10 protein-coding genes and 1 tRNA gene are annotated in these 13,453 nt (G+C 56.3%); 7 read left to right on the top strand and 4 right to left on the bottom strand.

Features of this window, described 5'->3' with window-relative positions:
* Positions 1-13: 13 nt before the first annotated feature.
* A complete protein-coding gene (gene mscL / locus Q4S45_RS21570) occupies positions 14-421 on the bottom strand; it encodes a large conductance mechanosensitive channel protein MscL (protein ID WP_305507449.1) in 408 nt (135 codons plus the stop codon).
* 283 nt (positions 422-704) lie between these two features.
* On the opposite strand from mscL, the gene petA reads away from it, so the two are divergent.
* The 7 genes from petA (at position 705) to Q4S45_RS21535 (ending at position 6,178) form a co-directional block, all read left to right on the top strand.
* Positions 705-1,319 carry a ubiquinol-cytochrome c reductase iron-sulfur subunit gene (gene petA, locus Q4S45_RS21565; protein ID WP_305507448.1) on the top strand — a complete coding sequence of 205 codons (615 nt, stop codon included), beginning with the start codon at positions 705-707 and terminating at the stop codon, positions 1,317-1,319.
* A gap of 1 nt (position 1,320) precedes the next feature.
* The gene (locus Q4S45_RS21560; protein ID WP_305507447.1) at positions 1,321-2,733 is read left to right on the top strand and encodes a cytochrome bc complex cytochrome b subunit; all 1,413 of its coding nucleotides are present in this window, start codon (positions 1,321-1,323) and stop codon (positions 2,731-2,733) included.
* 24 nt (positions 2,734-2,757) lie between these two features.
* A complete protein-coding gene (locus Q4S45_RS21555; protein ID WP_305507446.1) occupies positions 2,758-3,519 on the top strand; it encodes a cytochrome c1 in 762 nt (253 codons plus the stop codon).
* Between the two features lie 91 nt (positions 3,520-3,610).
* On the top strand, positions 3,611-4,222 hold the full coding sequence (locus Q4S45_RS21550; protein ID WP_054265664.1) for a glutathione S-transferase N-terminal domain-containing protein: 612 nt from the start codon (positions 3,611-3,613) through the stop codon (positions 4,220-4,222).
* 88 nt (positions 4,223-4,310) lie between these two features.
* Positions 4,311-4,802, top strand: a complete 492-nt coding sequence (locus Q4S45_RS21545; RefSeq protein ID WP_305507445.1) for a ClpXP protease specificity-enhancing factor — start codon at positions 4,311-4,313, stop codon at positions 4,800-4,802.
* 19 nt (positions 4,803-4,821) lie between these two features.
* Positions 4,822-4,897, top strand: a tRNA-Thr gene (locus tag Q4S45_RS21540).
* Positions 4,898-5,206: 309 nt separating this feature from the next.
* Complete coding sequence (locus Q4S45_RS21535; protein ID WP_305507444.1) at positions 5,207-6,178, top strand: Abi family protein; 972 nt, start codon at positions 5,207-5,209, stop codon at positions 6,176-6,178.
* Positions 6,179-7,046: 868 nt separating this feature from the next.
* On the opposite strand, the gene Q4S45_RS21530 is transcribed toward Q4S45_RS21535, so the two are convergent.
* Genes Q4S45_RS21530 through Q4S45_RS21520 form a run of 3 tightly spaced genes read right to left on the bottom strand, consistent with a single transcriptional unit; the run spans position 7,047 to position 12,832 of the window.
* Positions 7,047-8,357, bottom strand: a complete 1,311-nt coding sequence (locus Q4S45_RS21530) for a restriction endonuclease subunit S (protein WP_305507443.1) — start codon at positions 8,355-8,357, stop codon at positions 7,047-7,049.
* Positions 8,354-10,018 carry a class I SAM-dependent DNA methyltransferase gene (locus tag Q4S45_RS21525; RefSeq protein ID WP_305507442.1) on the bottom strand — a complete coding sequence of 555 codons (1,665 nt, stop codon included), beginning with the start codon at positions 10,016-10,018 and terminating at the stop codon, positions 8,354-8,356. Before Q4S45_RS21525 ends, Q4S45_RS21530 begins: the two co-directional genes overlap by 4 nt.
* A gap of 15 nt (positions 10,019-10,033) precedes the next feature.
* On the bottom strand, positions 10,034-12,832 hold the full coding sequence (locus tag Q4S45_RS21520) for a DEAD/DEAH box helicase family protein (RefSeq protein ID WP_305507441.1): 2,799 nt from the start codon (positions 12,830-12,832) through the stop codon (positions 10,034-10,036).
* Positions 12,833-13,453 lie beyond the last annotated feature (621 nt).

The following is a 13,453-nucleotide window of genomic DNA, read 5'->3' as shown; positions in this document are numbered from 1 at the left end:
GGCCGTGGCCGGTTTATCGCTTCAGCGAGTCGCGGATCTCGCGCAGCAGCACCACGTCTTCGGGCACCACTACGGCCACCGGCACAGGCTTTTGCAGGCGATTGATGAAGCGCACCATCTGGAAGATCACGAAGGCCAGGATGATGAAGTTGAGCAACACGGTCAGGAAGTTGCCGTAGGCGATGACGGCGCCGCCTTTTTTCGCCTCCGCCAGGGCCAGCCCGTAGGCCTGGTTGTTGAGCGGGATGTAGTAATTGGCGAAGTCGAGCCCGCCGAACAGCTTGCCGATCGGAGGCATGATGATGTCGGCCACCAGCGAATCGACGATCTTGGCGAAGGCGGCGCCGATGATCACGCCGACCGCCAGGTCCATCACGTTGCCCTTCAGCGCAAACAGCTTGAATTCGCCCATCATGCTCATCGCTCGCTCCTTGTAGGTTGATGTAAAAAATGCTTCTCAATCATACATGTAAATGTTAGAAACCGGCCCGGACTTTGGGTTCCCGCCGGCGCGAAATTCTCCGTTAGCGCCATTTTGGCCGCCGTTAACGGTGTTTTCGGCACGGAAACATGCAAACAATCCACCCCAATAGGGGAACAGCAACATTTTTGTTTAATTCGCTTTCCTGTTCACCTATAATCGAAGGTTGCTAGGAGCTCTGCAAGGCTTCTGAGATTTCGATTTTTGACTGATTGGGGTTGGTATGAGTAACGAAAAACAGGTCGATCCAGGCCGACGCGTGTTGCTGTCCGCCACTTGTGCGGCGGGAGGAGTAGTCGGGCTTGCCACGGCAGGCGCCTTGGTCAGTACGTTTCAGCCGTCGGAGCGGGCCAAAGCGGCCGGCGCGCCGGTAGAAGTTGATATCTCGGACGTGGCTCCGGGCGCCATGAAAGTGGTGGAATGGCGCGGCAAGCCGGTGTGGATCCTGCGCCGCACGCCCGAAATGATGGCCTCGCTGGCCAAGAACGACGACAAGGTCGCCGATCCGAAATCGGACAAGATCTACCAGCTCGAGATGCCGGCCTACGCCAAAAACGAAACCCGGTCGCGCAGCGAGCACAAGGAAGTGCTGGTGGTGGTCGGGATCTGCTCGCACCTGGGCTGCTCGCCGTCGTCGCGCTTTGCCGAAGGCGCCCAGCCTTCGCTGCCGGACGACTGGGCCGGCGGCTTCCTGTGCCCATGCCATGGCTCCACCTTCGACCTCGCCGCGCGCGTGTTCAAGAACAAGCCGGCGCCGTCGAACCTGGACGTGCCGCCGTATATGTATCTGTCGGACAACCGCATCGTGATCGGCCGCGACGAGAAAGGCGACGCATAACATGGCAGCTTTTAAAGAAACCAAATTCCCGGCCAACGCGCCGGCCAGCGTCAAGGCGCTGGGCTGGATCGACGACCGCTTCCCGCTGACCAAGCTGTGGAACGACCAGTGGGGCAAGTACTACGCCCCGAAGAACTTCAACTTCTGGTACATCTTCGGCATCCTGGCCACGCTGATCCTGGTGCTGCAGATCGTCACCGGCATCTTCCTGACCATGCACTACAAGCCGGACTCGAACCTGGCCTTCGGCTCGGTCGAATACATCATGCGCGAGGTGCCGTGGGGCTGGCTGGTGCGCTACATGCACTCGACCGGCGCGTCGGCCTTCTTCATCGTGGTCTACCTGCACATGACGCGCGGCCTGCTGTACGGCTCGTACCGCAAGCCACGCGAACTGATCTGGCTGTTCGGCTTCGCCATCTTCCTGGCGCTGATGGCCGAGGCCTTCTTCGGCTACCTGCTGCCATGGGGCCAGATGTCGTACTGGGGCGCCCAGGTGATCGTCAACCTGTTCGGCGCCATTCCGCTGATCGGGCCTGACCTGTCGCTGTGGATCCGCGGCGACTACGTGGTCTCCGACGCGACCCTGAACCGCTTCTTCGCCTTCCACGTGATCGCCATTCCGCTGGTGATCCTGGGCCTGGTGGTGGCGCACCTGATCGCGCTGCACGAAGTGGGCTCGAACAATCCGGACGGCATCGAAGTGAAGGAAACGCTGGGACCGGACGGCCATCCGCTGGACGCCGTGCCGTCGCATCCTTACTACACCTTCCACGACCTGTTCGGCGTTTCGGTATTCCTGGTGATCTTCTCGGCGGTGATCTTCTTCGCGCCGGAGATGGGCGGCTACTTCCTGGAGTACAACAACTTCATCCCGGCCGACTCGCTCAAGACGCCGCTGCACATCGCGCCGACCTGGTACTTCACGCCGTTCTACTCGGTGCTGCGCGCCACCACGGCCGACTTCATGTACGTGCTGATGGCCGCCGTGGCCGCCTATGTCGCCTTCATCTGGCTCAAGGCGCGCCTGTCGTTCCTGACCAAGGTGGTGATCGCGGTGATCGCCATCCTGATGATCATCGGCATGCTGCCGCAGATCCTCGACGCCAAGTTCTGGGGCGTGGTGCTGTTCGGCTCGTCGGTGGTGATCATCGCCTTCCTGCCGTGGCTGGACCACTCGCCGGTCAAGTCGATCCGCTATCGTCCGGACTGGCACAAGTACGTGTACATCGTGTTCGGCCTGTCGTTCATCACCCTGGGCTACCTCGGTACCCAGCCGCCGAGCCCGACGGGCGGCGTGGTGTCGCAGGTGTGCACGCTGATCTACTTCAGCTTCTTCCTGCTGATGCCTTGGTGGAGCGCGATGGGCACCTTCAAGCCGGTGCCCAAGCGCGTGACGTTCCATCCGCACTAATCGACGACATCAAGGACCATTTACATGAATTTTCCGAAGAAGATGATTGCACTCCTGGCGCTGCTGCCAGGCTTGGCCTTCGCCAATGAAGGCGGCTTCCCGCTCGACAAGGCGCCGGAGCGCGCCAGCCTGTCGTCGCTGCAAAACGGCGCCAAGCTGTTCGTCAACTACTGCCTGAACTGCCACTCGGCGTCCGCCATGCGCTACAACCGCCTGAAGGACCTGGGGCTGACCGAAGACCAGATCAAGGCCAACCTGCTGTTCTCGGGCGAAAAAGTGGGCGACATGATGACCACGGCGCTCAAGCCGGCCGACGCCAAGGCCTGGTTCGGCGCGGTGCCGCCGGATTTGTCGGTGATCGCGCGGGCAAAAGCGTCCGGCGCGGGCACCGGCGGCGACTACCTGTATACTTACCTGCGCAGTTTCTACAAGGACGACACCCGTCCGACCGGCTGGAACAACATGGTGTTGCCGAATGTGGCGATGCCGCATGCAATGTGGCAATTGCAAGGCGTGCGCACGGTCAAGATGGTGGAAGAAAAAGACCCGCACGATCACACGAAGACCGTGCACAAGTTCGGTGGCTATGAAACGGTAGCCCCAGGCGTGATGAGCGCCACCGAATTCGACACCGCGACGGCCGACCTGGTTGGCTATCTCGAGTGGATGGCCGAGCCGGCCCAGGGCACGCGCAAGCGCCTGGGCGTCTGGGTGCTGTTGTTCCTGTCGCTGTTCTCCGTGTTGTGCTGGCGCCTGTCTGCGTCTTACTGGAAAGAAGTCAAGTAAGGTTTTTCTCGCCCGCGTCGGTTTCGCGGGCGATCATTTTGGGGTGAGCGCGCGTCGTGTCACCCCCTTTGTTTCTAAGGAACTATAAACCATGATGGTTCTCTACTCCGGCACCACGTGCCCATTCTCCCAACGCTGCCGCCTGGTCCTGTTCGAAAAGGGCATGGATTTTGAGGTGCGCGACGTCGACCTGTTCAACAAGCCGGAAGACATTTCGACGATGAACCCGTACGGCCAGGTGCCGATCCTGGTCGAGCGCGAGCTGATCCTGTACGAATCGAACATCATCAACGAGTACATCGACGAGCGCTTCCCGCACCCGCAGCTGATGCCGGCCGACCCGCTGATGCGCGCGCGCGCCCGCCTGATGCTGTTCAATTTCGAGAAAGAGCTGTTCGTGCACGTGCACGTGCTCGAGAGCGAGCGCGCCAAGGCCAACGACAAGAGCCACGACAAGGCGCGTGCGGAAATTCGCGATCGCCTGACCACGCTCGCGCCGCTGTTCCTGAAGAACAAGTACATGCTGGGCGACGAATTCTCGATGCTCGACGTGGCTGTTGCGCCGCTGCTGTGGCGCCTCGACCACTACGGCATCGAACTGTCGAAGACGGCCGCGCCGCTGATGAAGTACGCCGAGCGCATCTTCTCGCGTCCGGCCTACATCGAAGCGCTGACCCCGTCCGAAAAGGTCATGCGCCGTTAATTGCAGCATTTTGCACGCCAGCGGGCGACGCCGAACGGCGAATCGCAGTAGACTGGCGTGCAAATCCGTAACACTCTCATCCCAGAACATGCCTGACATCTCAACCAAACCCTACATGCTGCGCGCCATCTACGAATGGTGTACCGACAGCGGCTTCACGCCCTACCTGGCGGTGAAGGTCGACGCCGCCACGACGGTGCCGATGGAATACGTGAAGAAGGGCGAAATCGTGCTCAACATCAGCTTCGGCGCCACCTCGGGGCTGAAGATGGACAACGACGCGGTGCGCTTCCACGCGCGCTTCGGCGGCGTCTCGCGCGAAATTTACGTGCCGGTGCAAAACGTGCTGGCGATCTATGCGAACGAGAACGGCCAGGGCATGGCGTTCGAAGTGACCACGACGGCGGCCGAGAACCCTGCGCCGGCGTCTGCGGACGCTGCGGCGGCCCCTGCCCCGGCGCTGGCCGCGGTGCCGAGCGCGGCGGCCGAAAAGCCTGCCGCCGAGGTGTCGCAGATTCCCGACGATCCCAACGACCCGCCCAAAAAAGGCGGCCGGCCTACGCTGACCGTTATCAAATAGCGGTATAATCCTGCCTCACGCCGACTTAGCTCATTTGGTAGAGCAGTTGATTTGTAATCATCAGGTGGCCAGTTCGAAACCGGCAGTCGGCACCATAAAAATCAAGAACTTAGCCCAACTCTAACCAGTTGGGCTTTTTCATTTATTTGCTCGTGTAGGCGCCGTGTAGGTTTTCCGGCGGACTGGCAAGTATCATGCTCGCTGAAAACACTGATGAACTAGGCGTCATGAAACAATTCCACTGAAGCAATCGAACAAAATGTTCTAAGTTGTCGTTATGATTTGCGATACGATTGAAATTTTCGTGGACAAGCGACCGAGCTGATGGCATACTTTATTGCAATAAGTCCCCCTCCTCTGTGCCCGATCATGTGTCGGTGTCTCAAGTGGGGGATTTCTCATTTATGAACCAAATCGCCACTCACTCTAATATTAAGTTTCACCTGACGGTTCCAGAGCAGGTCGTCCTGCTGAAGAGCCGCGGGATGACTATCGCAGATGATGCAGTGGCAGAGGCGACCCTTGTGCGATTAGGGTACTATCGCCTGTCGGGATATTTTTATCCGCTCCGCAAAACACAGCCACGGGGCAAACTTGGGCGGCAGGATGAGTTCCAGGTCGGCACTAGTCTCGAGCTGGTTGAGTGCCTCTACGAGTTTGATCGAGAACTGCGGCTCCTGGTCTTGGATGCGGTAGAACGCATTGAGGTTGCAGTACGATCAGACATTGCGCATCGCCTTGGTCAGCGACATCGCCTCGCACACGAAGTTCATTCCGAACTCGACTCTAAGTTTTGCAACCAGGTCAATCCGCGTACCGGCCAAACTGCCTACGAAGACTGGGCCGAAAGACTCAATGCCGTGCTACGCCGCGCGCAGAAAGAAGACTTCGTTAAACACCATTCGGCGCACTATGGGGGCCGAATGCCCATTTGGGTGGTAACGGAAGTATGGGATTTTGGGCTTCTTTCCAAATTTTTCGCAGGGATGCGATACAAGGACCAGTCGTACATTGCGCGCAAATACGGACTTAATGAAGCGAAATACCTTGTTTCTTGGCTCCGCGCAGTGAACTTCGTGCGAAACGTGAGTGCGCACCATTCCCGCCTTTGGAATCGCAATATTATCGAACGCCCAGGCTTTCCGCCCTCCCAGCCTCATCACTACCTGCATCACCTCACAGGGAACGACCAAGCTCAAACGCGCGTTTACGGGACGCTCTGCGTCATCAAATCAATGCTTGACCGTATTGCCCCACAGTATGGCTGGACGCCCCGGCTGATTGACCTATGCGCTAGGTTTCCAGTTAGCGATCTGGTCGACCTTCAAGCTGCGGGATTTCCGGGCGACTGGCGTGAAATGAATTTTTGGAAGTGATTTCCATACACAAATCACGGCGATCAGGAACCGTCAGGATTGAACGACACGCCAATCGCCAGCTACTGTGCTCTCATATACGCGCGCGTTCGGAACCGAGTAATTTGTAGGCGGCCCGCGTCACAAGCACGCTCGGCCTCGGTCAGTGCCGCGCCTGCACCCGTCCCGCGCCCATAGGCAACTAACACAAGCCAGCGTAATAGGCCGCCGCCTGGCCCGATTTTGGCATCGCCGGACATGTCCCGCCGTGCCAAACCGTCCAACCTGCGCCAGCAATCCGCGTCTAATCGTAACGCCGGTGATTTTCGTTGTGACGGCGGCGCCAAACCGCCAGCCACCACTTCCGCTTGCAGAATTAATTGATGCGGCGGAATAGAATTCGGCCACCTTAACTAGCAGCGCGGCGAACATGTTCGCCGCTAGTTTAAATGTCGGCATTGCAGGATATGTCACAGCGCAGGTCCGCTTTCTGCGGCGGCGCGTCGACAGTGTCGCCCGTGTCCTGGGATCTGCCGGTGCCAGCTCGCCTAACTGCAACCGCATCGGGACATTCCGAACAGGGAGAGCACAGTGATCGCGTCCAATGGTTTGTCCTAGTGGCCCCCTGACGTAGGCGCCGTCATTGGTGCGCGCAGGCTGCGAAAGCCTGCCGAGTCAGTGATTTTCAGGCGCAGCAGTTTCCACGTGCCTGGAACAACTATGCCTTTATGCGCTCGTGATCGTTGGCGTCCAGCGCGAAGTCGTTGTTGGGGTGCAATTCCGCGAATCGAGTCTGCGCAGCCGCCATGAAGTGCTGTACCGAAATCGGGGAGTCATCCAATTGGCGGCTATAGGCTTCCTACCACTGCGAGATCAATGATCTTCGTGCCTAAACGTTCTCAAGCGCTCCCAGCAAATTGTCAGTGTCAGGTAAGTTGATGGCTAGGCCTTGTTCGGCATGAGTATGGAAGGATTTTAATATCACGGTTTTTGCTTTCTCTGGTTGTGTATCCGGCATACAAACGCGTGACAGATCCAGTTCCCCCTTGAAGGCCTGCTGGCAAAGCGCACCGTAGAGGACTTCGAGATCAGTTAGGCTATGTTGATAGTGCGCTCTAAGATTTGCTACCTTGTCGGAAAGTTCGGCGAACTCTTGCTGCAATTCCATTGGCGGTATTGGCATTGGAAGTTGGCGCAGACCGGGACCGCTAAAATTTGGTTGTGCAGCCTGACGAGATCGTTCCCCAATAATCGCGCGCACAGATTTGGAAGTCAGAACAGATCGCACGTACAGCGGAGCAAGTGTCTTCTTGAACCGCATAACTATGAAGTACGCGCCCGCGATAGCAGGCGGGTCGTTAGGCCCGATCAATGCGACCTTTCCTACCGTCGCCCCGGTTCTCGCGAAGATTAGGTCTCCTGGTTGCAGTAAGAATTTTTTTCGCTCTTCCTCAGTAACGGTTAGTTTTGGCATTGCCAAGAAGTCGAGATCACCATTTTCATTTAGGTCGGTAATGCGAACAATTCTGGTGCCCTCTGCCGAATAGGATTCGTTATAAAAGCGCGGCCCATACTGCATGAATGTTAGAGCCGCCCCAAGTCCAAGATTAGGCCATCGTTTTGGATTAACTACTGGATCACCAAACATCTCCAGAAATGCACTCTTGAGCAGGTCATCGAGTTGTTGAAGGCGTAGTTTGCGCTTAGAGATTAGTCCCTCCACTTTGCCGAGCAGATGGGCAATGCGGATTTGGTGATCCAGAGAGGGGAACGGAACTTCTAGCGCGAGAAAGTCCGCTTTTGTTAGGCTCCGTCTGCGCGCGACAGCGCCCTGCATGCGCAATGCGTAAAGACTTCTTGCTTGGGACGACCGCAGATAGCGCTCTAGATAAGGAATGTGGCAACCTCCCGCATTCTTAAGCCTCCACACGTCATAGGCCGGGCTGACGATCCCAGCTGGATATTTGGTCTGAAATCCGATGACGCCCTCATCGATTGGAAAGCCAACAACTAGCTCATTTTTGTATGCAATGCGGTAGCTCGACGTATCCGAACTGGCGACACGCTTTTTGAACTTTTCTGCTTGGTCTACTAATCCGTGTCTCATTGTTATTGAAAGCACCGGCAAGTCTTGATTACCAGCACGGTCACGACCAGACTGATCCAAGATTTCTCTCAGTGGTTTGGCTTCCCAGCTCATCCTACCATTCCCTTCAATTCCAGTAGCTCGCGCACGATGCCACCTTGTATTGCGGCGAGTTCCGCTTCGTCCACATCGCCCACCTCGGCTTGAATGAGTCGATCGAGAATCACGCCAGGCGCGTCGTAGCGCACTTCTTCGAACAACTCAGTTTTGTAACGGGAGAGTGAGAGGTCGTAGTTGTTCTTCTCCTCGGCAATCTCAGTGCGCGGCACTATGAAGCATTTCGCCGTACGGTCGGTGTCAGTGGCAGGACTACGGCCATAGTATTTGGCGATGATGTCTTGCAGGTCGCCATTGCCTTCCTGCTTGCTACGCCTGTCGTCCAGCGAATAGCCGTCGGCGGCCATCTCATAGAACCAGACGTGTTCGGTAGCGGGTTGGGTCACCTTGTCTTTCGGCCCCCAGACCTTGGTGAACAGCAGGATGGCAGTGCTAACCCCGGCATACGGTTTGAATACGCCACTGGGCAGGGTAATGACGGCCTTGAGGTCACAACGCTCCACCAGCAGCTGGCGCAGCGTCTTGAACGCGCTGCCGGAGCCGAACAGCACCCCCTGCGGCACGATCACGCAGGCGGTGCCGCCTTTCTTCAGTAGGCGATAGATGTTCTCGACAAACAGTAGCTCGGTCTTGGTGGTGCCTAGCTGCAGGTTTTCGCTAATGTCGCCCTTGTCGATGCTGCCGGTGAAGGGCGGGTTGGCCATCACGATGTCGTACTCAGATTCCTCCGTATAGCTCTTGCTGAGAGTGTCCCTGTAGTCGATGTGCGGTTCGTCAATGCCGTGCATCATCAGGTTCATCAGTCCCAGGCGAACCATGGTGGCGTCGATGTCGTAACCCCACAGCGAGCTGGCTAGAATGGATTGAGCTTTCTCGGTAAGGGCGGCAGCGACCGAGGTGCGCACAAAGCCATCTTCATCGGGTTTGAGGTCGGTTGTACCGGCCTTGATGGCGAGCTGGGTGACAATGTACTGATAGGCCCCGAGCAGGAAGCCGCCGGAGCCACAGGCCGGGTCGGCGATCTTGTGGCCTAGCTGCGGCTGCACTAGGTCGGCCATGAGCTTGATAATGTGGCGCGGGGTACGGAACTGGCCGTTCTTACCGGCGGTGGCAATCTCCGACAACAGCATTTCATAGACATCGCCTTGGATGTCCTGAAAGGCCTGACCGTTCTCGCGCGAGTCGCGCTCCATTATCTCGAAGATTTCGTCGATGGTTTTCGCTGCCTCTACCAGCAAGGCCGGCTTGGGAATGACGAACACGGCGTTCTTCATGTGGTGCGTGAAGTTGGATTCCACACCATTCAGGTCTTTGAGGAAGGGAAACACCTTTCCCTGCACGTGCTGTAGCATCTCTTCGGCCTGCATGCGCTTGAATTCGCTCCAGCGCAACGTGCGCTTGTCGATCGCGAACTTTTCCGGCTCTTGCTGGCTACGGTATTCGGGTGGAATCCAGCCGCCTTCAAACTTTGAGGCATATTTCTCACCAGTCCATTCGGCATCGGCTTGGCGTTTCTGGTCCAGTTCATCGATCCGTTTCATGAACAGCAGGTAGGTGATTTGCTCGATGGCGGTGAGCGGATTGCTGATGCCGCCGCTCCAGAACTTATTCCAGAGTTGGTCGATCTTGCTTTTGAGTTCGGGGTTATTCTGTAACATGAGGTGCCTTGTTGCTTAGGCAGCCAACCGTTCAGTCAGCTGCAGAATTTCGTTGATATCGGCCGGGCTGAAAACGCCACGGATGCCCTGTGGGTGGATGACAGTGAAAGGGGCATTGATTAGGTCTTTCTTGTCTACCTTTTCGCGCTCGATGATGAAGTTCTTTAGCAGGTTGAGGAACTCCATCTGCCGGCTGCTGAGCGTGGTGTGGACGCGGATGAATTGGTCAAAGGCTGCGCCTACTTCGTCGGGAAAGCTCTGCAACACCTCAATGCCCAGAATGTGGCGGATAAACTGAATCAAACGCGCCTTGCGGTTTTTGTAGACCTGGCGCAACAGGTCTTCGGTGATGTGGGGGTGCTCGTCGTGTAGCAGTTCGGCTAGTTCACTGGCCTCCATCGCGGTGACTACCCGACCGTTCTTGATCTTCTGCAGCACCGGGTTGTGCTCGGTCAACTCGACAATCAAAGCCTCGACCATTTCCCGGTAGCGGGTGATACTGACTGCCTCGTGCTGGGGGCCGAATTCCACCCACTCTTTCTTGTGCACTTCATCTGCTACGTCGAGGTGGGTTTGCTCCTGGGCGGAGCTTTGTTCGCGGAATTTCATCAACGGTCCAAGCCTGACGATAATATCATCGTAGGCATCTTCGTCGGCCTTGGCCCAATAGTGGCTGGTTTGCGCTGCGCGGATCAAAGCCTCTTCCCGTTTCACGAAATCAACCGAAAGCGGTAGTTTGCTGATCTGCTCGACGATGGCCGCCTTGAGAATCTCGGTTTGTTCCTTGTCTTCGTTCAGCACGGCCAAGGAGTATTCGAGAAGATCGCGCTCCAAACGCATGGCCTTAAAGTCGGCCTCGGAAACGGTACGGAACAGCGGCTTGATTTCGCCGCGCAGGAACTCCAGCCGATCATGGCTGAGGCTGAGCCAGAAGTTTTCGTCTGCCAGCCGTGCCAGCGCGGCAGCGGCTTCCTTAATTACCACCGAGTCCTCGGGCAACGCAGCTATTTGCATGCGGAGCTTGGTGATTTCACGGCTGGCAATATCCGTTTGGCCGCTGTCGTTCGCCTTCTCGATCTTGTCGAGTCGCAGACTCACTAGACGCACCGGCAGCGGCAATTGCGGCTTAAGCTGTTTTCCTTTAGGGTTGAGCTTGAAGTATTCGAAGTTGTCCCAGCAGTCGAGAATCAAGAACACGTCTTTTTCAATGCACCAGGGCTTCGGTTTGTTGGTTTCCAACAAACGCGTGCCACGCCCGACCATCTGCCAGAATTTGGTATAGGAATAGACCGGTTTGGCGAACACAAGATTAACGATTTCACGCACGTCGATCCCGGTGTCGAGCATGTCCACGCTGATGGCGATACGGGGCATGTCGTTATTAGTGAACTGATCGAGTAGGCCGCCCTTGCCGTAGACACGTGGGTCGTCCGATACCAGCACTTTGGCTAGTTCGCCGTGGTATTGCGGGTAAAGCTTGTCGAATATCTCTTCCATGCGCCGAGCATGCGCCTTGGTGGCGCAGAAGAAGATAGTCTTGCCTGGGAGCACACCATTAGCGTCCTTGATAGCTTCTTCCATAAACTCACGGACGATCAGGGTATTGGTACCTTTGTTGACCACCTGCTTTTCGAGCTGGGTACCTTCAAAGTTAATGTCTTCAATTTCCTTACCCTGCAGGATTAGCTTTTTCTGGTCTTCCAGGGAAATGGTGCGCTTGCTAATCCCTTCCATTTGGAATTTGGTCTGAATCTTCATGACCTGAAAGGTGCAGAGGTAAGGCGGCACGTTATTGACGGCCTCTTCGTAGGTGTAGCCAAACGTGGGAATGCCGTCTTCACAATGAAAGAGCTGGAAGGTGTTATGGTCGATGATGTTGGTCGGAGTTGCCGTCAGGCCCAGCGTGATGGCTTTGAAGTAGTCGAGTACTTCGCCAAAAGTGTTATAGATCGAGCGGTGACTTTCATCTACGACAATGAAATCAAAGAAGTGTGGAGACAGCAGTTGTACCCTATCCCTGATGATGTTGAGCATCGTCGGATAGGTGGCCACGTATATACGACGATCCTTGGCAATCAGCTTCTCACCGACATTTGGCCAGCGCGGCTCGTTTGGCATGTGCTCCTTAAAGGCAACCAGTGCCTGTTCGCGCAGTGCGATGCGGTCGACCAGAAATAAGACTCTCTCAGCATAGCCCGCGCGCATCAACGCATCGACCATGGCAATGCAGGTACGAGTCTTTCCAGTGCCGGTGGCCATCACGAGCAAGAAGTCACGCTTTTTCTGCTCAACTCCTTCAAGCACTGAGCGAATGGCACGGATCTGATAGTCGCGGCCGGCAATTGAGGTGTTGATAAACTCCTGAGTTAGCGGCTTTCGATTGCGGCGGATATAGGCGAAGCGCTCCAGATCTTCGCGGGTAGGAAACCCCATCACCTTACGCGGCGGGGCATTTTCCAAATCCCAAAAATACAACTCATGGCCGTTAGTATAGAAGCAGAATGGCAGCTCACTTCCGAGTTGCTTCTTGATGTTGTAGCAATACTGCTTTGCCTGCTCACGGCCAATTGCGGCGTCACGACTGGTCTTTTTGGCTTCAATCACCGCTAGCGGCTTACGATCTTTGCCAAGCAAGACATAATCGCTGAACTGGTGCCCCTCATAGGGAGTGCGCGGTTCCGAGACACCCTCAGGCAGCGTTGTCAGAATATCAAACTCCTCAATGACTTGCGTGAGATCTTTGACATTCCAACCCGCCACAGCAAGTTGCTGATCGATCAGCTCTGACCGCGTTTGTGCTTCAGATTTAATCATAAGTTGATGATCATTGACCGGCTAGTAGCTTAGATTACGGACTTCTATCGCCCATGCTTGATGCAAGTTGTCGACATCAGTCCTTAATTCAAAGGAGTGAACATACATATCGCTCAGCCGCTTTCCTCTGCATATCCTGCTAAAGCGCAAATTGTCCAATACTCAGGTCACGAACCACGCAGCACGCCCACCAATGGTTGTTGCCTTTGAAGCACTCGACAGAGTTACCGGCTTGACTACCTTGACCACCCAGAGCTTAAGTTATAGTAGCAAGAAAGTTAAGATGCTTGTGGGAAAAGACTCCATTATGACAGTTGTGTTCCTCGTCCAACAGTAGCGAAAAGTCAGATATCAACAACACATCGTGGGGAACGGTCAGCGCTACTGAAGTTGCCGGCATCACAGCGCGCAATATGTTCACCGCGACCGACGCTGCATCGGCTCAGGGGCAATCTAACAACCGCAAGTTGGTTTATCTCCTTTGACAATCCCTCAGCCAGCGATGACAACTGCCACGCTTTCAAAACCGGCCAGAACACCGGCACCGATACAGGCGCTGAGCATCGCGGGTACCAGTTCGATCCAGCCGACCGCAAGCAAGGTGTCTCGCCCAGCGCAGCC

This window comes from Massilia sp. R2A-15, assembly GCF_030704305.1.
Taxonomy (GTDB): Bacteria; Pseudomonadota; Gammaproteobacteria; order Burkholderiales; family Burkholderiaceae_D; genus JAFCUW01.
Note: the sequence above shows the minus strand (reverse complement) of the source record. Positions and strands in the feature narration are given on the sequence as shown.